This is a genomic window from Rudaea sp. 3F27F6 (assembly GCF_005503555.1).
Lineage (GTDB): Bacteria > Pseudomonadota > Gammaproteobacteria > Xanthomonadales > Rhodanobacteraceae > Rudaea.
In genome coordinates, this window is the sequence record NZ_SCNG01000003.1 from 39,597 (window position 1) to 59,062 (window position 19,466).

Sequence of the window (19,466 nt, forward strand, 5' to 3'; positions counted from 1 at the left end):
CTCATTCCATCACGCGGCGCCAGAAGCCGGAAGAAAATTTCGGGTCGATAGCGCCGCGCATTTCCTGCCAGCGCGGAAAATATTGCCGAAAGCGTGCGCCGTTCATGCGCGCGTCCTTGGCTGGATAGACCGCGCCGCCTGCGGCGGCGGTGATCTCGTCGAGGCGGTCGAGCAGGGCAAACGTCGCGGCACCGCGGTTCGGAAAATCGAGCGCGAGCGTCGTCCCCGCGCGCGGGAACGAGAGTATACCCGCCGCCGGCCGGTCGGCGAACACCTTGAGTACGGCCAGGAACGAGCCGCTGCCGCTGGCCGCGATCGTGCGCAGCAGCTCGGCGGTGGCGGTCTCCGCGGCGGCCGGCGGCACGACGCACTGGTATTGCAGGAATCCGCGCGGACCGTAGATGCGGTTCCATTCGCCGATCGCATCGAGCGGATAGAAGTACGGCTCGTAGTGCACGATCTCATGGCCTTCGTGAGCACGGCGGAAATACAGCTCGTTGAAGGCGGACAGGCTCAAGCCGTTGATCAGCGAAATCGGCGGCGTGAACGGTACGCTGAGCCGGCGCTGGCGCGGCGCAGCGATGGCGGCATTCGCCGGCGCATGGTTGGCGCTGTAGAAAATGCCGCGACCGAAGCGGTCGCCGCGGGCCGTGCAATCGATCCAGGCGACGGTGTAGGCGTAGTCGCGCTCGGACTGCGCTGACAGCGAGAAGAATTCGGCGAGGTTGCCGAAGCGCCGCGTCTCCTGCGCCATCCACGGACTGGCGATGCGCTGCAGGCGGAATTCCGCCCAGACGATCACGCCGGTCAGGCCGAGGCCGCCGATTGTCGCAGCGTAGAGGTCCGCGTTCTCGTCCGCACTGCATTCCAGGCGTCGGCCGTCCGAACGCAGCAGCTCGAATCGGAGCAGATGCTCGCCGAACGTGCCGGCGACATGGTGATTCTTGCCGTGCACGTCGTTGGCGATCGCGCCGCCGACGGTGATGTAGCGCGTACCCGGCGTGACCGGCAGAAACCAGCCCTGCGGTACGGCGAAATCGAGGATGTCCGCGAACAGCACGCCGGCCTCGCAGCGCAGGATGCCGCTGGCCGGGTCGAAGGCGATGTAGCGGTCGAGTCCGCGCGTATGCAGCAAGGTGTTGCCGTCGTTGAGGCAAACGTCGCCGTAGCTACGGCCGTTGCCGTAAGCGAGCACGCTGCCTTCGGCGTCGGGCAGTCCTTCGTCGCGCCAATGCAGCGGCGCGACCGTCTGCTTAGCGCGCGGATAGCGGCCCCACGATGTCCCGACCGCGGGCATGTCAGATGGCCACGACGATCACGATGGCGCACAGCGCCAGAACGACTCGGCTGACATAGTCGGTCAACGCGAACACCACCGGATCGTCGTCCATCAGACCACGATGCGCCTTGAGCCAGACGCGGCTGACCCAGTAGAGCAGCAGCGGGCAGAGCAGCCACAGCACCTGCTGGTGCCGGTACAGCACTTCGCTCGCCGAACTGTTGATGTATAGCGCGAGCACGAGCACGGCGAGATAGCCGCTGGCGCCGCCGAGCGACTGGATCAGGCTCAGATCGTCGGTTTCGTAGCCGCGCCCGTCGGTGCGGCTGCGGCCTTGCTGGAGCAGGCTGCGCAGTTCGGTATAGCGTTTGACCAGGGCCAGACTGAGGAACAGGAACATCGAGAACGCGAGCAGCCAGAACGACGGCGCCGAATGGATCGCGACGGTGCCGGCGATGATGCGCACGGTATAGAGCGCGGCGAGCACGACGGTGTCGAGCATCGCGATGCGCTTGAGTCGGAATGAATAGGCCAGGGTCAGCAACCAGTAGCCGAACAGCACGATCGCGAACTTCGCCCCGACCGCGATCGCTAGCGCGAAAGCGGCAACGGTCAGCGCCGGCGCGGCGACGAGACCGGAGGCGAGCGCCAGCGTGCCGGCCGCGAACGGACGCAGCCGCTTGCGCGGATGATTGCGGTCCGACTCGAGATCGAGCAGATCGTTGAGCACGTAGACGCCCGAAGCGCACAGGCCGAAGCTGACGAAGGCCAGCAGCGACAGCACGACGGCTTCGACCTGGAACAGCTTGTGCGAGGCGAGCAGGGGCAGGAATACGAGCAGGTTCTTCAGCCACTGATGCAGGCGCAGCGCCTTGATCCAGGTGCGCAGGCCGCCGCCGTTGTGCGGCAGCACCTGTTCGACCGAGGTCACCGCGGCCGCGCGCCGGGCGAGGCCGTCGCTTGCGTTGACCACGATCGCGCTGCGCGCGTACTGCCAGACTTTCAGGTCGGGCGCGGCATTGCCGGCATAGTCGAAGCCGCGTTCGCCGTAAAGTTCGACGAGAGCCTGGGCCTTGTTCGATCCGGCCAGATTGCGTTCGCCGTCGCTCGCGATCACCTCGTCGAACACGCCGAGATGGGCGGCGACGGCATCGGCGTACTTGCGGTCGGATGCGGTGCAGAGCACGCGATGCCGCGACGAGTCGCGCAACCGGTCGACGACGCGGTCGTCGTACGGCAGCAGCGAGACATCGACCTCGCTGCGCGCGGCGATCTCGCGCTTCATCGCCGCCTTGCCGCGCAGCAGCCACGCGCCGCAGCGCAGAATGTTGAGCGGATTGCGGCGTATCAGTCCGAGTGCGGACTCGATTAGCAGGTCCGAACGGATCAGCGTGCCGTCAAGATCGACGCAGAGCGGAATGTCGTCGCGTTGCTGGGCGGCCGTCATCGGTCAAGCTCAAGTCGCGAGTTCCGCTCGCAACGCCTCGAAGAGGTGCAACGCCTGCGGATTGGCCAGGGCGTCAGTGTTCTTCACCGGCCGCCCGTGGATCGCCTCGCGCACCGCGATTTCGGTGATCTTGCCCGAGATCGTGCGCGGGATGTCGGCGACTTGAAGAATCTTCGCCGGCACGTGGCGCGGCGTCGTATTGGCGCGAATCTGCTTCTTGATGCGTTCGCGCAGGGCGTCGTCGAGCGTATGGCCTTCGCGTAGGCGCACGAACAGGATCACGCGCACGTCGTTGTCCCATTCCTGGCCGACCGCGATCGATTCGAGCACTTCGGGCAGTTGCTCGACCTGGCGGTAGATTTCCGCCGTGCCGATGCGCACACCGCCCGGATTGAGCACCGCGTCGGAACGGCCGTAGATGACGATGCCGTCGTGTTCGGTCAGCAGCGCGTGGTCGCCGTGGCACCAGACGTTTTCCACTTTGGAAAAATACGCACTTTTATACTTGGAGCCGTCGGGATCGTTCCAAAAACCGACCGGCATGCACGGGAACGGCGCGGTGCAGGCGAGCTCGCCCTTCTCGCCGCGCTGCGGCTTGCCGTCGTCGTCGAGAATCTCGACCTTGAGCCCGAGGCCGCGGCACTGCAGCTCGCCGCGGTGCACCGGCAGCAGCGGGCTGCCGAGGGCGAAGCACGAAATGATGTCGGTGCCGCCGGAAATCGAGGCGAGCAGCACGCGTTCCTTCACGTCGCGGTAGACGTAGTCGAAGCTCTCGTCGGCAAGCGGCGAGCCGGTCGAGAGGATCGTCTTCAGCGTGGTCAGCTTATGCGATTCGCGCGGTTTCACCCCGGCCTTCTCGCTCGCCGCGATCCATTTGGCGCTCGTGCCGAATACGCTGATGCCGACTTCGTCGACCAGGTCCCACAACACGCGCGCGTCGGGATGCGAAGGCGAACCGTCGTACAGTACCAGGGTCGCGCCGACCGCGAGACTGGAGACGAGCCAGTTCCACATCATCCAGCCGCAGGTGGTGTAGTAGAAAATCTTGTCCTCGCGCTTCAGGTCCGTGTGCAGCACGAGTTCCTTCAGATGCTGGATCAAGGTGCCGCCGGCGCCGTGCACGATGCACTTCGGCACGCCCGTGGTGCCGGAGGAATACATCACGTAGAGCGGATGATCGAATGCGGTCGGGGTGAATTCGAGTTCGCGCGTCTCGCTGCCGACGAAGTCCGGCCACGCGACGGCGTGGGCGATGCCGTCGAGCTTCACCTCCGCGCCCGAGTAGGGCACGACGACGAGTTTCTCGACCGACGGAATTTTCTCGAGCACTTCGCGGATCTTGGCGAGGCAGTCGAAACTCTTGCCGCCGTACGGATATGCGTCCGCAGTGAACAGCACCTTCGGCGCGATCTGGCCGAAACGGTCGACGACACCGTTGATGCCGAAATCGGGCGAGCACGAAGACCAGGTCGCGCCGAGCGAGGTCGCCGCGAGCATCGCGATCACCGTTTCCGGGATATTCGGCATAAAGCCGGCGACGCGGTCGCCCGCGCCGACGCCGGCCTCACGCAGCGCGTGCGCGAGCTTGCCGACTTCCTCGTGCAGCTGCGCGTAGGTGAATTCACGCGCGTGGCCCCATTCGTTGCGCGCGATCAGGGCGACGCGGTCGTCCTTGTAGCGCAGCAGGTTCTGGGCGAAGTTGAGGCGCACGCCGGGGAACCAGCGTGCTCCGGGCATCTTGTCGCCGTCGACGAGCACGTGGTCGAAATCGCCCGCGGCGCGGATGCCGCAGAATTCCCAGACCGCGCGCCAGAAATTCTCCGGCTGGCGGATCGAGTATTCGTAGAGGGTGTAATGATCTTCGACCGGTGCCTTGTGCTCGGTCTGCACGAAGCGGATGAAGCGGGACAGGTTCGCGCGCTCGATGCGTTCCTTGCTGGGTTCCCAGATGGGGCGTGCGGTATTCAAGCGGCGTTCCCTTTTAGGCGATATCCGGCGAGGGCCGATTATAAATCAGCGCTGCGAGGCTCTGTGTGACGGCGAGGAAACCTCGGAGCAAAGCGACGCGGAGGCGATTCGATGAGCGGTTCGACGCGTCGAACCGGGACTTTCGGTGTTTGCGGCGACTGCCGCGGGCGCAGTGATCGCGCCCGGCGGCGGCCGCTTCGGCCTTATCCCAGCGCCGCTTCGAGTTCCGGAATGATCTTGAACAGATCGCCGACGAGGCCGATGTCGGCGACTTCGAAGATCGGCGCTTCGCCGTCCTTGTTGATCGCGACGATCGTGCCGGCGTCCTTGATCCCGGTCAGATGCTGGATCGCGCCCGAGATGCCGATCGCCATATACAGTTCCGGTGCGATGATCTTGCCGGTCTGGCCGACCTGAAGATCGCTCGGCACGTAGCCCGCGTCGACCGCGGCGCGCGAGGCGCCGACCGCCGCGCCGAGCTTGTCGGCGAGCTTGAAGATGATCGCGAAATTCTCCGCCGAACCGACGCCGCGGCCGCCCGAGACGACGCGGCCGGCGCTCTGCAGGTCGGGGCGTTCGCTCGAACCCTGGGCAAGCTCGACGAAGCGCGTATGCGTCGGCAGCTCGGCGCTGAGGCTGAGCGCTTCGACCGGCGCGCTGCCGCCGTCCGCCGCCGCGGCCCACGAAGCCGTGCGCACGGTGGCGACGAGTACCTGATCGGCCGGTGCCTGCACCGTGATGATCGCGTTGCCGGCGTAGATCGGACGCGTGAAGGTGTGCGCGTCGATCACGCTGATGACGTCGCTGACCTGGGCGACGCCGAGCAGGGCGGCGACGCGCGGAGCGAGGTCCTTGCCGAACGTCGTCGACGGCGCGAGCACGTGGCTGTAGCCCGCCGCCGCGGCGACGATCTGCGGCGCATACACCGCGGCGAGCGCGTGCTGGTTCGCCGCATTGGCGACGGTCAGCACCTTGGTCACGCCGGCGATTTTCGCCGCTTCGGCGGCGATCGCGTCGGGCGCGTCGGCGAGCACGAGCACGTCGATCGCGTCGGCCTTGATTGCCTGCGCGCAGCTCACGCAGCGTGCCGTGCTGGAATTGAGTTTGCCGTTGAGATGCTCGGCGATGATCAGAATTTTGGACATCGGAGTTTCCTTTGCTTCCCTTCTCCGGTCGGGAGAAGGTGGCGCGGCAGCGCCGGATGAGGGAAAGGCCTTGCGCTTTCAGTGGAGCCTGCGGTTGCGGATGGGCTCTTCCCTCATCCGCCCTGCGGGCACCTTCGTCCCGGCGGGAGAAGGAAGAACTAGAGCAGGCCTTTCGTCTTCAAAGCGGCGACGAGTTCCGCGGCGTCCTTCACCATCACACCTTTGCTGCGCTTCGCCGGCGCCGCGTAGTTCATCGTCTTCAGCGTATCGCCCGAGGCGATGCCGAGGTCGGCGAGCTGCAGGGTTTCGAGCGGCTTCGACTTGGCTTTCATGATGTCGGGCAGCTTGATGAAGCGCGGTTCGTTCAAGCGCAGGTCGGTCGTGATCACGGCCGGCAGATCGACTTCGATCGTTTCCAGCCCGGCGTCGACTTCGCGCGTCACTTTCGCCGCGCCGCCGTTGACTTCGACCTTGGAGGCGAATGTCGCCTGCGGCCGGTTCCACAGCGCGGCGAGCATCTGCCCGGTCTGGTTGCAGTCGTCGTCGATGGCCTGCTTGCCGAGGATGACGATCTGCGGCTGTTCTTTCTCGATCAGCTTGAGGAAAGCGCGCGCCGCGGTCAGCGGCTGGATCGCATCGTTGGTGACGAGGTGGATCGCGCGGTTTGCGCCCATCGCCAGGCCGTTGCGCAGGTGCGCCTGTGCGTCGGCCGGCGCGATCGTGGCGACAACGACTTCGCTCGCGATGCCTTTCTCACGCAGGCGCAGCGCTTCTTCGAGCGCGATGTCGTCGAACGGATTGGCCGAGAGCTTGACGCCGGAGGTTTCCACGCCCGAGCCGTCGGGTTTGACCTGAATGCGCACGTTGTAATCGACGACGCGCTTGTAACCGACAAGAATTTTCATCGATCGCGTATTCCCTGCTGTGGGTTCCGTACGCAAGCGTAGCGGAGGGGGAATGCGATTCTACCCGATTGATTGGAGCAAAAGCTCCACGCCGCCGCAGCGCACTTTGCCGGCCGGCCGGGCCATGAACGGACGCCAAGCGCGGTCGTTCGGCATCAGCCCTGCGGCGCGCTTGTGCAGTACGGCGGCACCGGCGTCGAACGCGCGACGCAGTGGCGGTAGCCGGACGGCAGATTGCTCAGCGACTTGGACTCGCCCTTGGCCACGGCGAAATCGGCGATGCGCTGCGTCGTGCAGGTGTTTACCCCGGAGGTTTTCGCGTCGTCACGGCAGTCGCTGGTGAACACGGCGTAGTAGCAACGTCCGCTCGCGCTGTCATTGCAGGTGAACTCGATGTTGCCCGATGCCGATTCGCGGATTGCCGAATCGAGCACGTCGACGCCGTTGATCGTCGTCGTGCTGATCATCGTCGTGTTGATCGAGGTGCTCGGCGAATAATTGCAGCCGGCAAGGATCAGTGGCAGCAGGGCGGAAACGAGGTTGGTGCGCATGGTCGGTTCTCGCTGGATACGGGCGTCACATGGAACGGAACAAGGTCATGAACGGCTGGCTGACGGTCAGTGTCTCGGGGCGCGTCTTCAGTTTCACCGTGCCGCGGCCGGTCTCGTCGCGCACCACCGATGCGATCGCTTTCAGATTGACGATCGTCGAGCGGTGGATCTGCTTGAACGCGCTCGGATCGAGCAGGCCGAGCAGTTCGCGGATCGGCGTGCGCAGCAGCGCTTCGCCTTCGCGGGTCATGACCACGGTGTACTTGTTGTCGGCCTGGAAATAGGCGACGTCGTCGACCAGGATCAGCTTGGTTTCCTTGCCCGCGCTCGCAGTGATCCAGGCGAGCGGCGGCTTGTCGGCGATCTGCGGCACAATGCCGAGCTGCTGGATGATCGCGGCGAGCGCGCCGGCGTCGCGCGCGCTGCGTGCCTGCAGGCGCTTGATCGTCGCGGCGAGGCGGTCGCGCGCGATCGGCTTGAGCAGATAGTCGACCGCGCCTTTGTCGAATGCGTCGATCGCATACTGGTTGTAGGCGGTGACGAAAACGATCTGCGTGGTCGGGCTCGCATCCGCCGCCGCCGCCGCGACTTCGAGCCCGGTCAGGCCCGGCATGCGGATATCGAGGAAGGCGATCTCGGGCTGGTAGGTCGCGATCGCGTCGAGCGCGCTGCCGCCGTCCTCGCATTCGGCGACGATGTCGAGCTGCGGCCACGCTTCGCGCAGCAGACCGACGAGCGAGTTGCGCAGCAGTTCTTCGTCTTCGGCAACGATGCACTTAGGCATGGGTCGCTCCTGTCGTCGTGGCCGGCACGGTGATCGTCGCGGCGACGCCGTTGGGGAAATTCGCTGCGATGACGAACGAAGCCGCTGCGCCGTAGGCGAGACTGAGGCGTTCGCGCAGATTCTTCAGGCCGATGCCGGTGCCGCTCGATTGCGCGTTGAAGCCCTGGCCGTCGTCGGCGACCGTCACGGTCAGGCCGCCGCCGCTTTCGCGCGCGAGTATCCAGATCGTGCCGCCGCCGTACTTCGGTTCGAGGCCGTGCTTGATCGCGTTCTCGACTAGGGTCTGCAGCATCATCGTCGGGAACGGTATGTTTTTGAGCGCTTCGGGCACTTCGATCTGCGTGTGCAGGCGCGCACCCATGCGGATTTTCAGAATGTCGAGATAGGCGCGCGCGCGTTCGAGTTCGGCGCCGAGCGTCGACGGCACGTCTTCCGTGCGCGGCAGCGAATGACGCAGGTAGGAAATCAGATTGCCGAGCATTTCGTCGGCGCGCGCCGGGTCGCTGCGCGTCAGAATCTGTGCGCTGGCGAGTGTGTTGTAGAGGAAGTGCGGTTCGATCTGCGCGTGCAGCAGGTTGAGCTTGGCCACGGCGAGTTCCTTCTCGCTGCCGGTCTGCGCGGCGCTGGCCTTCTCGCTGCGTCGGCGTTCGGCGACGCGGCGCACGATCGCCCTCTTGATTGCCTCGGCGTTCTCCAGATTGCCGCCGTCGTCGAAATGGAACCACTCGCTCCACGCGCCGCCTTCGGGCTCGCAGATCAAGGTGACGCTGCATGTGCCCTCGCCCGGTGTGATCGTCGCGAGGATGCGATTGCCCGTCGCTCCGAGGTAGTTATATTTTTTCGCCGTTTTCGCCGCATAGTCGGAGTGGGTCACGTTCGCGCGAATGTGCAGGCTGTCGCGTGCGCTTTGGACGACGGTCGAGCCGGGCAATTCGCGGATCGCCGCGTCGACCAGCTCGAATGCCTCGGCCGGGTCGAACGGAATCTCCATATGCCGGCGCTGTCGGTTCGACAGCGAATCCGCATCGACCTTGCCGGTGATCAGCTGGACGCGGCGCACATGCAGGAACGCGTGTGCGATCTTCGCGCCGAACAGCAGGAACGAGCCGCTGATCAGGATGAAGTTCAGCAGGCCGCGATGACCGATGCCGACCGCCTCGATGGCGATGTTGATGAAGAGAATCGCCGCACCCCAGGCGATCGCGGTGCGGAAGATGAATAATGCCGAAGCCAGCATGGCGGAACCTGCGCGATGGGATTGCAGCGCAGGATAGCGGGCGCCGCGCACGGCGCAATGCACTTGCGACGAAAGCCGGGCCGGAGCGACGAAGCCGACTCTAAACGGTGCGAAATCGGGCAAAAAGAAGGGCCGCTTCCGCGGCCCTGAGGCAAGGGGGAGAGCGCCTATCCTCGAGAATCACTGAGAGTTGTTACCGCCCGGCTTGCGTTGGGCCCAGCGTCCGGCGGGCATTTCGTCGGAGGTGATGAAACCGTCGCCGTTCTTGTCGAGCTTGGCGAAACGCGCCTGCGCCGCGGCGAGATACTGGTCGCGCGTGATCGCGCCGTTGCTGCCGATTCTCTTGACTTCGTGCTCGGCGAACTTCTCGTCGCGCTGCTTGACGGCCTGCGAATTCGCGATCTGTTCAGCGGTGATCTTGCCGCTGCCCTGCGTGTCGATCGCGTCGAAGCGAGCGGCCGCGGCGGCCTGGAATTCCGCCGACGAGATCTTGCCGTCGCCGTTGCTGTCCATCTTCTTCAACATATGATCGAACAGCGACGGGTGCGTGGTCGCGGTCGCCGCGGGCGCCGGGTTCGACTGCGCGAACGCGGCGAACGGGACCGTGCTGAAAGCGGCAATCGCGACGGCGAGGGTGAGTTTGCTGATGCGTGACATGATTTGCTCCGTTGTGGGGGATGGTTTGGTAGTGGCCACAGCGGATTCAACGCCGACGATACGCCGACGTTTACCGGAACTGGGTAAAGCAAAGTAAACAAGCGCAGGATTCTTTGTGTACGCGGCGACGGCGGCGGGAGCGCGCGCGGCGGAATCGGGCGCGCAGCGCACGCAGCGCTAAGAACTCATCGGTAAATAAGCAGCCGTTTGCGTTGAGCGCAGCGAGGCTTTGCTTCGCGAAGTCGAAACACCGGGGATTTCGTGGTTTGCGGTACTTTGGCTTTCGGCACTTCGACTTCGCGCCTGCGGCGCTACGCTCAGTGCGAACGGGCTATCTGTGCGCCAGCTCCTGGTGCGCCGCCTGCGGCAAAGCGCTGGCGGCGTGATCGATAAGGAAGGCTTATGCTGCGGCGGCGAACGCGTCGCGGGTGAGATTTTCCGGTGCCGTTTCGCCACAGGCCACGTCGTCCTCGATGCGGATGCCGCCGTACTGGCGGAAGTGATCGACCTTGTCCCAGTCGATGTCCTTGGCCTCGGGCCGGGTCTTCAACTCGGCGAGGAGCAGATCGACGAAATACAGGCCAGGCTCGATCGTCACGACCATGCGCGGTTCGAGCATACGTGTCATGCGCAGGAATGGATGGCCGGCCGGCTTCTCGATCGTGCCGCCGCGCTCGTCCTTCTGGAAACCGCCGACGTCGTGCACCTGCAGGCCGATCGGATGACCGAGGCCGTGTGGGAAAAACACATTCGACACGCCCGAAGCGACCGCCGCCTCGGCGCTCATGCGGATAAAGCCGTGTTCGCGCAGCACGCCGGCAAGCACATGATGCGCGTGCAGATGCAGGTCGGCGTAGTTCGTGCCTTTCTGTACTTTTTCCACAAATCCCTTCTGCGCCGTATCGACCGCATCGATCAAGGCCTGGAATTCGCCGGCCTGCTTGGCCGCGTAGGTGCGCGTGATATCCGAGGCGTAGCCGTGGAAGCTCGCGCCGGCGTCGATCAGGAACGAGTTCGCGTGCGCCGGCGGCGCGCGGTTGAGTTCGGTGTAGTGCAGGATCGCGCCGTGCTGGTTCAGCGCAATGATGTTGGAATAGGGCAGCTCGTTCTCGGTCTCGTGCACGGCGTTGAGATAGGCCGTGTTGATGTCGTACTCGCTCGCGCCGGCGCGGAACGCGCGTTCGGCCGCAAGGTGCGCACGCGTGCCGAGCTTGGCGGCGACGCGCAGCATGCCGAGTTCGTAATCGGTCTTGTAGCCGCGATGCCAGTGCAGATAGTCGAGCACTTCCTGCGGATTGTTCGGCACGTAGTCGCCGACCGCGGCATTGTCTTCGCCGACGATCGCGCAGCGCGCGACATTCGCCGGCAGATGCGCCTTCGCCTCGCCGGCTTCGCGAATGATCTCGATGTCGAAGTGCTCGACCCAATATCCCGCCGGAGCCTCGGGCACGACGTGCCAGTAGTCGTGCGGCTGCAGGTAGATCAGCTTCGGCTTGTGCCCCGGCGTGTAGACGAGCCACGAGCCGGGCGCCTTGGTCACCGGCAGCCAGTGCTTGAAATGCGGATTGACCGCGAACGGATACGGACGGTCGTCGAGAAACTGATAGCGCGGCGTGCCCGCGGCGACGACGAGATGATCGTAGCTGCCGCGCGCGAGCGCGGTGTCGCTGCGCGCCGTCAGTGTGGCGAGATGATCGGGATAGAGTTTGGCAAGCAGATCGGTCATGACGCGCATCCGGAATTCGTACGCGCGTATTGTGCCGCAAGCGGCACGGGGAATCCCGCATCTCGGGACTCCCTGCGTCTTCGTCCCGGCAACGAATGCCGGGTTGCGCGTGGCGGAACGTTGAAGCTATGAGTGCTTACGCGGCGGCGCACTTGCTGTTCAGCGCCGCCGCACTCGCGCGCCACATCCTGCCGTTCGGCTTGAGCGGAATGCCGAGCGCTTACTTGCCCGGCGACCAGCTCACGGTCAGGTAACCCGACCTGCCCGGCGTGTTGTAGCCGTAGGCGAGCTGGTAGTTCTTGTCGCCGAGGTTCTCCACGCGCGCGCCGAGGCGCCACTGCGCATTGATCGTATAGCTCGCACGCAGGTTGAGCAGGGTGTAGGAGCCGAGCTTGGCGCCGCCGACGTCGTCCGCGCGCCCCGCGTAGACGATTTCCGCGCCGGCGCTGAGCGCGTCGCTGAGCTGGGCGTCGAAGACGCTGGAGAGTTTCTGCTTCGGCCGGCGCACGAGCTGCTTGTCGGTGTCTTCGTTGCGCGGGTCCTGCAAGGTCAGCGTGTTCGTCCACGAGTAGGCACCCGAATGCCAGCCGTGGGTCAGTTCGAGCCCGTCGATGGCGGCGTGGGCGATGTTGATCGCTTGCGATTTGTTGCCCGAGAAATCGATCAGGTCGCGCACGCGCGTGGTAAAGGCGCGCGCTTCGAGGCGGTTGGCGTCGTCGGCTTTCCATTCGAGGCCGAGTTCGCCGGTGCGCGAGCGCTCCGGGTCGAGCAGTGGATTGCCGGCGTAGTAGCCACCGTAGCCGGGTGAGTAGAGCTGGCCGAGCGTCGGCGCGCTGAACGCGGTGCCGTAGCTCGCGGTGAGGCGCAGGTTGTCGGCGAACTTGTAGCCGCCGGCGATCGAGCCGGAGAACTCGCTGCCGAAATTGCTGTTGTGGTCGTAGCGGCCCGAGACTTCGCCGTCGAACGCGCCCGCGTCGGCGCGCCAGCCGGCGAACACGCCGGTGTTGTTGCGCGTCTTGTCGTACACCGTAGTGCCGCCGAAGGTGTCGAGATTGCGGCCGTGGTCGTAGACATAATCGAGGCCGGCGGTCAGATGCTGGTTCGGCGCGAATGTGTAGTCGTTGGTCCACGACAACTGCTCGCGCGTGGAGCGATAGGCCGAGCCGAACGCAGCCGTGTCGATGTTCTCGCGCGAAGTGCCGACCGACAGACGGTGCTGCCAGTCCGCCGTGATCGCGCCTTCCAGATTGATCCCGATCGACTGGTCGAGCGTGTGCGAAATGGCCGGGCCGTAGGCGCCGTTGTCGAAGCTCTGCGTGCCGACGTTGCGGAACGCGCTGGCCGACAGCGTCTGCGTGCCGAGCTTGTACCAGGCCTGCGCGGTCTGGTTGTGGTTCTGCATCGGGTTGTCGTCGGGGTTGTAGACGTAGGGGCCGGCGAGCGGATTCGAGGAGGAGAAACCGTCGACGTGGCGGCCGCCGGCCTGCGCGGAAACGCCCCAGGTGTCGGTCTGCATGCCGTAGCCGACACTGCCGTCGGCGCTGCCGTAGCTGCCGTAGCTGGCGGCGATGTGCGCGCCGTCGAGCTTGCGCGTGAACACCTGGATGACGCCGCCGATCGCGTCCGAACCCCAGTAGCTCGCACGCGGGCCGCGCACGATCTCGATGCGCTCGACCGCGTCGAGAGGCAGGTTCTCGAACGCGAACGAGCCGGTGTTGTTGGAGGCGACGCGTACGCCGTCGATCAGCACGAGCACATGATTGGAGTTGGTGCCGCGCAGGAACACGCTGGTCTGCATGCCCGCGCCGCCGAGGCGCGCGACATCGACGCCGGCCTGCAGGCGCAGCACTTCGATCAGGTCCGGCGCACCGGTTCTCTCGATGTCGGCGCGCGTGATGACCGAGACGCTGGCCAGGCTCGCGTCGACCGTCTGCGCGACGCGCGAGGCGGTGACTTCGATGGTCGGCTGCAGTTGCGCGTCCGGCGTATCGGCGGTGGCGGCGAAGCTCACGCCCGCAAGCGCGGCAGCGACGGCGAGAGAGAGAATGGATTTTTGCGACATGGTGTACTCCGAGCGTCGGCTGAAAAATGCACGGCGCGGGAGGTTTGGAAAGGGGTGTCGACGCAGGAACGACGCGCGATACGCCCGTCCGTTGCCCACCGCAACGCCGCAAGCTGATCGACCGCAATGCGGTCGCGCAGGCCGGTCTCCGGGCTTGCAAGCGATGCAGTGAGCGGCGCGGCCGGGACGGCCTCTTGCGCCTTTCGCGATCGGCATCGATCGCGGACACTTCATCAGTTCGATCGCCTTCCCGTGCCGTTCGGCACAGTGGCATTGAGATCGAGACGCGCTCGCGCGGAGCGCACTTGCTTACCGTTGCGGGGGCAGCGCTGAATTCACATCAGCTTCCCGTTTCACCTTGCGCCGAAAAGGCAGCGCAGGGCACCTGCGAGGCGCGCAGTGTAGGGACAGGTCGGGGCCGAAGCAAGGATTATGCGTCCTTTCCCGTAGCAGGTCGGGGCCGGAGTCTAATCCCGGTCCGTGCGCGTCGACACGCCGAGCAGTTCGCCGTCGTCGCTGACGCGCAGCGCGATCTCGATCGGTTTGCAGCAAATGGCGCAGTCCTCGACATAGCTCTGTGAACCCGCGGATAGATCGACCTGGGTTTCGAAGCCTTCGCCGCAGTACGGGCAGTGGATGGTGACGAATTCCAGCGTGTTCATGGTTTTCAAGCCTCCGTCGCCGGCGCCTTCTTGTCCGGCAGGAACAGGGAGATCAGGTCGTTGAGGAAGCGCTGCCCGGATTCGGTCGGCAGCAGATTGCGATCATCGACTGCGAGCCAGCCGCGCTGAACGGCCTCGTCGATTTCCGTGCGGATCGCATCGAGGCCGAGTCCGGTCGTTGCATGAAATTCCGCTAGCGGAATGCCTGCGGTCAGGCGCAGGCCGTTGAGCATGAACTCGAACGGCAGCTGCTCGACGGCCACGGCGTCGTCGCCGCCGATCACGCGTTCCGTTTTCGCGTGCTCGAGATAGCCGCGCGGTGCGCGCAGCTTCCAGCGCCTGTGCACTTCGAGCGCGCCGTCGACAGCGGGGGACGAATACTTTCCGTGCGCCCCTGCACCGATGCCGAGATAGTCGCCGAAGCGCCAGTAGTTCAGATTGTGTGCGCTCTCGCGCCCCGGCCGCGCATAGGCCGACACTTCGTAATGGACGAAACCGGCCGCTGCGATGTGCGCCTGACAGGCTTCCTGCATGTCCCAGGCGCTGTCCTCGTCGGGCAGCGAAGGCGGGTTCGCGGCGAAGGCGGTATTCGGTTCGAGGGTGAGCTGGTAGTGCGACAGATGCGGCGTGGCGAACGCGAGTGCCTTGTCGACGTCAGTGAGCGCACCGGCCACGGTCTGCTGCGGCAGCGCGTACATCAGGTCGAGATTGAGATTGTCGAGGCCGTCGTCCTGCGCGCGTTTGATCGCGCGCTCAGCCTGCCGCGCATCGTGGATGCGGCCGATGCGCTTGAGCGCGTCGTCGTCGAAACTCTGCACGCCGAAGCTGAGGCGATTGACGCCGGCCCTGCGATAGGCGGCGAAGTCGCCGTGCTCAACCGTGCCCGGATTGGTTTCCATCGTGATCTCGATGCCGGGCGCGAAATCGAGCCGCGCATTCACGCCGTCGAGGATGCGCGCGATGCTGTCCGGCGCGAACAGGCTCGGCGTGCCGCCGCCGAAGAAGATGCTGCGCAGCGGCCGGCCTTGTGCGAGCGGCAGATCGCGGTTGAGATCGGCGAGCAGCGCCTCGACGTACTCGCGCTGCGGCAGCGTGTCCGGCGCGTTGTGCGAATTGAAATCGCAATACGGACACTTGCGCACGCACCACGGGATGTGGATGTAGAGCGAGAGCGGCGGCAGAGTCATCGCCGTTCGGCGTCGAGCAGCTCGCGCAGGCGTGCCAATGCGAGGCCGCGATGGCTGAAGCGGATCTTCACGGCGGGGTCGAGTTCGCCGGCGGGTCCGTGCTGCGGATCGAAGAACACCGGGTCGTAGCCGAAACCCTGGCCGCCCTGCGCCGCGTGCAGGATGCGGCCATACCAAAGGCCCTCGGCGATCAGCGGCGCGGGATCGTCGGCGCTGCGCAGCAGGGCCAGGGTGCAGTGGAAATGCGCGCCGCGCTCCGCGTCGGGTACGCCGCGCAGCGCATCGAGCAGCTTGACGTTGTTCGCCGCGTTGTTGCCGTGTTCGCCCGCATAGCGCGCGGAATAAAGTCCCGGTGCGCCGCCGAGCGCATCGGCGCAGATGCCCGAATCGTCGCCGAGTGCGGGCAGGCCCGACTGGCGCGACGCGTGCCGCGCCTTGATCAGCGCGTTCTCGACGAAGGTCATGCCGGTTTCGTCGGCGTCGGCGATGCCGAATTCGCTTTGCGCGACGAGTTCGATGCCGGTGTCGGCGAGCACTTTGCGGATTTCGGCGAGCTTGCCCGGATTGCTGCTGGCGAGGACGATGCGTTTCATGCGTAAGGGTGTGGTTGGTGCGGTCGCGGGTTATGCACGCGTCAGCGCTTCGCGCTGGAACTGCAGCAGTTCGCCGATGCCTTTCTGCGCAAGGCCGAGCAAAGCGTCGAGTTCGTCGCGGCGGAACGCATGACCTTCCGCGGTGCCCTGCAGTTCGATGAAACCCCCGCCGTCGTTCATGACGACGTTGAGGTCGGTGTCGCAGGCCGAGTCCTCGGGATAGTCGAGATCGAGCACGGGCGCGCCGCGATAGATACCGACCGAGATCGCGGCGACTGCGCCGACGATCGGGTTTTTCTTCAGCGCGCCGCGCTTGAGCAGGGTCTCCACTGCATCGACGAGGGCGACATAGGCGCCGGTGATCGCCGCGGTGCGCGTGCCGCCGTCGGCCTGCAGTACGTCGCAGTCGAGGGTCACGGTGCGCTCGCCGAGGGCGGCGCGGTCGACGCAGGCGCGCAGCGAACGCCCGATCAGGCGCTGGATTTCCATCGTGCGCCCGCCCTGGCCGCCGCGCGCCGCTTCGCGCTGAGTGCGCTCCTTAGTCGCGCGCGGCAGCATGCCGTACTCGGCCGTGACCCAGCCTTCGGCCTTGCCGCGCAGGAACGGCGGCACCTTGTCTTCGACGCTGGCGGTGCAGAGGACGCGCGTGTCGCCGAACGCGATCAGCACCGAGCCTTCGGCATGGCGCGTGTAGCGGCGTTCGATCGTGACCGTGCGCAGTTGATCGGCGGCGCGGCCGCTGGGACGTTGGATATTGGACATTCGAGACAGGTTCGTTGCGAGCAGGCCCGCAATTGTAAGACGAGAAGGCATTTCTTTCGCCCGCGATTTCCGCGAGGGCAGGAATTCGCTGCGGTTTCTGAACGGTTTCGGCATCGAGAACCGTCCTCGCCCGTGCAGCGCAATGACGGGAACCGGCGGCGCGCGTGGCATACTTCGCGCCCCGAATCGCGATGAAACCGCCCATGATCCGTAGCATGACCGCCTTTGCCAGCGCCGATGCCGACACGCCGTGGGGTGCGTTGAGCTTCGAATTGCGCTCGGTCAACCATCGCTATCTCGAACTCAATCCGCGCCTGCCGGACGAGCTGCGCGCGATCGAGCCGGTGCTGCGCGAGCGCGTCGCGGCCAAGCTCACGCGCGGCAAGGTCGACGTGAACCTGCGCTTCCGCGCGAGCGAAGCGGCGGCGAGCGAGATCCGCCTCAACGACGCCGTGCTCGACAAACTCGAAGCAGCCGCGGGCGTGTTCGCCGAGCGCTTCCCCAAGTTCAGCGTCGATTTCGCCAGCCTGCTCGGCTGGCCCGGCGTGCTCAAACGCGAAGAGGTCGATCAAGACGGGTTGCGCCAGGCCGCGCTCGATCTGCTCGACCGCGCGCTCGCCGATATGGTCGCGACGCGCGCGCGCGAGGGCGAGCGCCTCGGCGGTTTCCTGCGTGAGCGCCTCGACGGCATCGCGCGCACCGTCGCCGACGTGCGCGGCTGGCTGCCGGAGATTCGCAAAGGCCTGCGTGCGCGGCTCGAAGCCAAGCTCGCCGAGATCACCCAGTCGGCGGAGTCGCTGCGCGCGGACAACGGCCGTCTTGAGCAGGAACTAGTGCTGCAGCTTTCGCGCATCGACGTCGACGAGGAACTCGATCGTCTGACCGCGCACATCGCCGAGGCGCGGCGCATTCTCGCCGCGCCGGACCCGGCCGGCCGCCGCCTCGATTTCCTCATGCAGGAATTCAACCGCGAAGCGAATACGCTCGGCTCCAAGTCGGTCGATCAGCGCACCACGCAGGCTGCGGTGGAGCTCAAAGTGCTGATCGAGCAGATGCGCGAGCAAGTGCAGAATATAGAATAAGGCGATGTCGGGAACTCTCTACATCATCGCCGCGCCTTCCGGAGGCGGCAAAACCAGCCTCACCCGCGCCCTGCTCGAGCGCGAGCCGAACATCCTGCTTTCGGTGTCGTACACCTCGCGTCTGCCGCGGCCCGGCGAGGCCGACGGCGTGCACTATCACTTCGTCTCGCGCGGCGTGTTCGAGGAAATGATCAAGCGCGGCGAGTTCTTCGAGCATGCGGTCGTGCACGGCGACTTGAAGGGCACGGCGCGCACCGCGGTCGAACGCACTCTGGCGCAGGGCAAGGACGTGCTGCTCGAAATCGACTGGCAGGGCGCGCGTCAGGTGCGCGCGCAGATGAAGGACACGGTCAGCATCTTCATCCTGCCGCCGTCGCGCGCCGAACTCGAACGGCGCTTGCGTTCGCGTGCGCAGGACAGCGACGCGACGATCCGCCGCCGCCTTGCCGATTCGCGTGAGGATATCGCGCATTCGGTTGAATTCGACTACATCGTCGTCAACGACGATTTCGCCACCGCATTGTCCGACCTGCGTTCCATCGTCACCGCGCGGCAACTGCGTGCAGCGGGACAGCGCGAACGCTACGACGCACTGCTCGCCGATCTGCTCAAGGACTGAAGCGGCGCTTCAGGCGCGCCGCACCGACAGGCCGAGCCGGCGGTAGGCTTGCACGGCGCGCGACGGCACGTCTTTCGCCACTACGACGCCGGCGATCTCGCTGAGTTTGGCGATGACGTAGGGCGAGGCGGCGTCGACTTTTTCCGCCGTCACCAGCACATGCGTTTCCGCCGCGCTCGCGATCAGTGCGCGTTTGACGTGGCACTCTTCGAGATCGCCGGTGCTCAGTCCGGCGCGCGCATGAATGCCGGTGACGCCCATGAAATAGAGGTCGGCACGGATGTGCCGTATCGCCTCGACCGCCGCGGCGCCGACGTTGACGAACGAGTGCTTGAACAGGCGCCCGCCGATCATGACGACCTCGACGAGCGGATGCTCCCCGAGCGCGAGCGCAATGTTCGGGCTGTGCGTGACCACGGTCGCGCGCAGATCCCTGGGCAGGTGGCGCGCGATCTGCAGTGTCGTCGTGCCGCCGTCGAGAGCGACGATCTGGCCCGGCTGGATCATCGCGGCCGCGGCGCGGCCGACGGCGATCTTCTCGTTCGGCGCAAGCTGTTCTCTCGCGCTGAAATCGGTCGCGGCAGCCGCGGCCGGCAATGCGCCGCCGTGCACGCGCTGCAACTCGCCTTTCGCCGCGAGTTCGCGCAGATCGCGGCGAATGGTGTCTTCGGATACGTCGAGCTGCGTGCTCAGATCCTTCGCCACGATTTGCCCGTGACGCTTGAGATGTTTCAGCAGATGCGCCTTGCGTGTCGGCCCGAGCATGATTTTTCTCTGCACGAATTTTCTTGATTATGCAC

At 65.7% G+C, this 19,466-nt stretch carries 19 protein-coding genes and 1 riboswitch; of the genes, 3 read left to right on the top strand and 16 right to left on the bottom strand.

The window, feature by feature from the left end; genetic code table 11:
• Position 1 precedes the first annotated feature (1 nt).
• The 10 genes from FFS30_RS12995 to pepQ form a co-directional block, all read right to left on the bottom strand.
• On the bottom strand, positions 2-1,297 hold the full coding sequence (locus FFS30_RS12995) for an FAD-binding oxidoreductase (protein WP_137913608.1): 1,296 nt from the start codon (positions 1,295-1,297) through the stop codon (positions 2-4).
• A gap of 1 nt (position 1,298) precedes the next feature.
• The gene (locus FFS30_RS13000) at positions 1,299-2,726 is read right to left on the bottom strand and encodes a UbiA family prenyltransferase (protein ID WP_137913609.1); all 1,428 of its coding nucleotides are present in this window, start codon (positions 2,724-2,726) and stop codon (positions 1,299-1,301) included.
• 9 nt (positions 2,727-2,735) lie between these two features.
• Entirely contained in the window at positions 2,736-4,694 is a 1,959-nt protein-coding gene (locus FFS30_RS13005) for an acetoacetate--CoA ligase (RefSeq protein WP_137913610.1), read from the bottom strand.
• A gap of 203 nt (positions 4,695-4,897) precedes the next feature.
• The gene (locus tag FFS30_RS13010; RefSeq protein ID WP_137913611.1) at positions 4,898-5,839 is read right to left on the bottom strand and encodes an FAD-binding protein; all 942 of its coding nucleotides are present in this window, start codon (positions 5,837-5,839) and stop codon (positions 4,898-4,900) included.
• A 158-nt stretch (positions 5,840-5,997) separates the two neighbouring features.
• Positions 5,998-6,744, bottom strand: a complete 747-nt coding sequence (locus FFS30_RS13015; protein WP_137913612.1) for an electron transfer flavoprotein subunit beta/FixA family protein — start codon at positions 6,742-6,744, stop codon at positions 5,998-6,000.
• 155 nt (positions 6,745-6,899) lie between these two features.
• Positions 6,900-7,295, bottom strand: a complete 396-nt coding sequence (locus tag FFS30_RS13020; protein ID WP_137913613.1) for a hypothetical protein — start codon at positions 7,293-7,295, stop codon at positions 6,900-6,902.
• 25 nt (positions 7,296-7,320) lie between these two features.
• Entirely contained in the window at positions 7,321-8,079 is a 759-nt protein-coding gene (locus tag FFS30_RS13025; RefSeq protein ID WP_137913614.1) for a LytTR family DNA-binding domain-containing protein, read from the bottom strand.
• Positions 8,072-9,316, bottom strand: coding sequence for a histidine kinase (locus FFS30_RS13030; RefSeq protein ID WP_137913615.1), 1,245 nt, complete (start codon positions 9,314-9,316; stop codon positions 8,072-8,074). Before FFS30_RS13030 ends, FFS30_RS13025 begins: the two co-directional genes overlap by 8 nt.
• Before the next feature lie 180 nt (positions 9,317-9,496).
• Positions 9,497-9,973 carry an EF-hand domain-containing protein gene (locus FFS30_RS13035; protein WP_137914040.1) on the bottom strand — a complete coding sequence of 159 codons (477 nt, stop codon included), beginning with the start codon at positions 9,971-9,973 and terminating at the stop codon, positions 9,497-9,499.
• A 400-nt stretch (positions 9,974-10,373) separates the two neighbouring features.
• Positions 10,374-11,699 (bottom strand): Xaa-Pro dipeptidase, encoded by a 1,326-nt coding sequence (pepQ, locus tag FFS30_RS13040; protein WP_137913616.1) that lies wholly within the window; start codon positions 11,697-11,699, stop codon positions 10,374-10,376.
• 128 nt (positions 11,700-11,827) lie between these two features.
• Here pepQ and FFS30_RS24435 point away from each other — a divergent pair, with 128 nt between their 5' ends.
• The gene (locus FFS30_RS24435) at positions 11,828-11,953 is read left to right on the top strand and encodes a hypothetical protein (RefSeq protein WP_283235211.1); all 126 of its coding nucleotides are present in this window, start codon (positions 11,828-11,830) and stop codon (positions 11,951-11,953) included.
• Here the strand turns inward: FFS30_RS24435 and FFS30_RS13045 are convergent.
• The 5 genes from FFS30_RS13045 to rph all read right to left on the bottom strand — a co-directional run bounded on the left by FFS30_RS13045 (position 11,920) and on the right by rph (position 16,965).
• Entirely contained in the window at positions 11,920-13,761 is a 1,842-nt protein-coding gene (locus FFS30_RS13045) for a TonB-dependent receptor (protein WP_137913617.1), read from the bottom strand. The genes FFS30_RS24435 and FFS30_RS13045 overlap by 34 nt on opposite strands.
• A 121-nt stretch (positions 13,762-13,882) precedes the next feature.
• A riboswitch (cobalamin riboswitch) is annotated at positions 13,883-14,165 on the bottom strand.
• Between the two features lie 63 nt (positions 14,166-14,228).
• Complete coding sequence (locus FFS30_RS13050) at positions 14,229-14,423, bottom strand: CPXCG motif-containing cysteine-rich protein (RefSeq protein ID WP_137913618.1); 195 nt, start codon at positions 14,421-14,423, stop codon at positions 14,229-14,231.
• A gap of 5 nt (positions 14,424-14,428) precedes the next feature.
• Positions 14,429-15,610 carry a radical SAM family heme chaperone HemW gene (gene hemW / locus FFS30_RS13055; protein WP_137913619.1) on the bottom strand — a complete coding sequence of 394 codons (1,182 nt, stop codon included), beginning with the start codon at positions 15,608-15,610 and terminating at the stop codon, positions 14,429-14,431.
• Positions 15,607-16,203: an RdgB/HAM1 family non-canonical purine NTP pyrophosphatase gene (gene rdgB, locus FFS30_RS13060; RefSeq protein WP_137913620.1), complete on the bottom strand. Its 597-nt coding sequence runs from the start codon at positions 16,201-16,203 to the stop codon at positions 15,607-15,609. The genes hemW and rdgB overlap by 4 nt, the downstream gene beginning before the upstream one ends.
• 30 nt (positions 16,204-16,233) lie before the next feature.
• On the bottom strand, positions 16,234-16,965 hold the full coding sequence (gene rph / locus FFS30_RS13065; protein ID WP_137913621.1) for a ribonuclease PH: 732 nt from the start codon (positions 16,963-16,965) through the stop codon (positions 16,234-16,236).
• Between the two features lie 203 nt (positions 16,966-17,168).
• On the opposite strand from rph, the gene FFS30_RS13070 reads away from it, so the two are divergent.
• Positions 17,169-18,047 carry a YicC/YloC family endoribonuclease gene (locus FFS30_RS13070; RefSeq protein WP_137913622.1) on the top strand — a complete coding sequence of 293 codons (879 nt, stop codon included), beginning with the start codon at positions 17,169-17,171 and terminating at the stop codon, positions 18,045-18,047.
• A gap of 4 nt (positions 18,048-18,051) precedes the next feature.
• Positions 18,052-18,666: a guanylate kinase gene (gene gmk, locus FFS30_RS13075; protein ID WP_137913623.1), complete on the top strand. Its 615-nt coding sequence runs from the start codon at positions 18,052-18,054 to the stop codon at positions 18,664-18,666.
• Positions 18,667-18,675: 9 nt separating this feature from the next.
• Here the strand turns inward: gmk and FFS30_RS13080 are convergent, their stop codons facing one another.
• Complete coding sequence (locus FFS30_RS13080; protein WP_137913624.1) at positions 18,676-19,431, bottom strand: DeoR/GlpR family DNA-binding transcription regulator; 756 nt, start codon at positions 19,429-19,431, stop codon at positions 18,676-18,678.
• Between the last annotated feature and the right edge of the window lie 35 nt (positions 19,432-19,466).

What these genes read in the sequence shown, in the direction of transcription:
- FFS30_RS12995 (WP_137913608.1), bottom strand. Translation starts at nt 1,297, where the DNA reads ATGCCCGCGGTCGGGACATCGTGGGGCCGCTATCCGCGCGCTAAGCAG.
- FFS30_RS13000 (WP_137913609.1), bottom strand. Translation starts at nt 2,726, where the DNA reads ATGACGGCCGCCCAGCAACGCGACGACATTCCGCTCTGCGTCGATCTT.
- FFS30_RS13010 (WP_137913611.1), bottom strand. Translation starts at nt 5,839, where the DNA reads ATGTCCAAAATTCTGATCATCGCCGAGCATCTCAACGGCAAACTCAAT.
- FFS30_RS13015 (WP_137913612.1), bottom strand. Translation starts at nt 6,744, where the DNA reads ATGAAAATTCTTGTCGGTTACAAGCGCGTCGTCGATTACAACGTGCGC.
- FFS30_RS13020 (WP_137913613.1), bottom strand. Translation starts at nt 7,295, where the DNA reads ATGCGCACCAACCTCGTTTCCGCCCTGCTGCCACTGATCCTTGCCGGC.
- FFS30_RS13025 (WP_137913614.1), bottom strand. Translation starts at nt 8,079, where the DNA reads ATGCCTAAGTGCATCGTTGCCGAAGACGAAGAACTGCTGCGCAACTCG.
- FFS30_RS13030 (WP_137913615.1), bottom strand. Translation starts at nt 9,316, where the DNA reads ATGCTGGCTTCGGCATTATTCATCTTCCGCACCGCGATCGCCTGGGGT.
- FFS30_RS13035 (WP_137914040.1), bottom strand. Translation starts at nt 9,973, where the DNA reads ATGTCACGCATCAGCAAACTCACCCTCGCCGTCGCGATTGCCGCTTTC.
- pepQ (WP_137913616.1), bottom strand. Translation starts at nt 11,699, where the DNA reads ATGACCGATCTGCTTGCCAAACTCTATCCCGATCATCTCGCCACACTG.
- FFS30_RS24435 (WP_283235211.1), top strand. Translation starts at nt 11,828, where the DNA reads ATGAGTGCTTACGCGGCGGCGCACTTGCTGTTCAGCGCCGCCGCACTC.
- FFS30_RS13045 (WP_137913617.1), bottom strand. Translation starts at nt 13,761, where the DNA reads ATGTCGCAAAAATCCATTCTCTCTCTCGCCGTCGCTGCCGCGCTTGCG.
- FFS30_RS13050 (WP_137913618.1), bottom strand. Translation starts at nt 14,423, where the DNA reads ATGAACACGCTGGAATTCGTCACCATCCACTGCCCGTACTGCGGCGAA.
- hemW (WP_137913619.1), bottom strand. Translation starts at nt 15,610, where the DNA reads ATGACTCTGCCGCCGCTCTCGCTCTACATCCACATCCCGTGGTGCGTG.
- rdgB (WP_137913620.1), bottom strand. Translation starts at nt 16,203, where the DNA reads ATGAAACGCATCGTCCTCGCCAGCAGCAATCCGGGCAAGCTCGCCGAA.
- rph (WP_137913621.1), bottom strand. Translation starts at nt 16,965, where the DNA reads ATGTCCAATATCCAACGTCCCAGCGGCCGCGCCGCCGATCAACTGCGC.
- FFS30_RS13070 (WP_137913622.1), top strand. Translation starts at nt 17,169, where the DNA reads ATGATCCGTAGCATGACCGCCTTTGCCAGCGCCGATGCCGACACGCCG.
- gmk (WP_137913623.1), top strand. Translation starts at nt 18,052, where the DNA reads ATGTCGGGAACTCTCTACATCATCGCCGCGCCTTCCGGAGGCGGCAAA.
- FFS30_RS13080 (WP_137913624.1), bottom strand. Translation starts at nt 19,431, where the DNA reads ATGCTCGGGCCGACACGCAAGGCGCATCTGCTGAAACATCTCAAGCGT.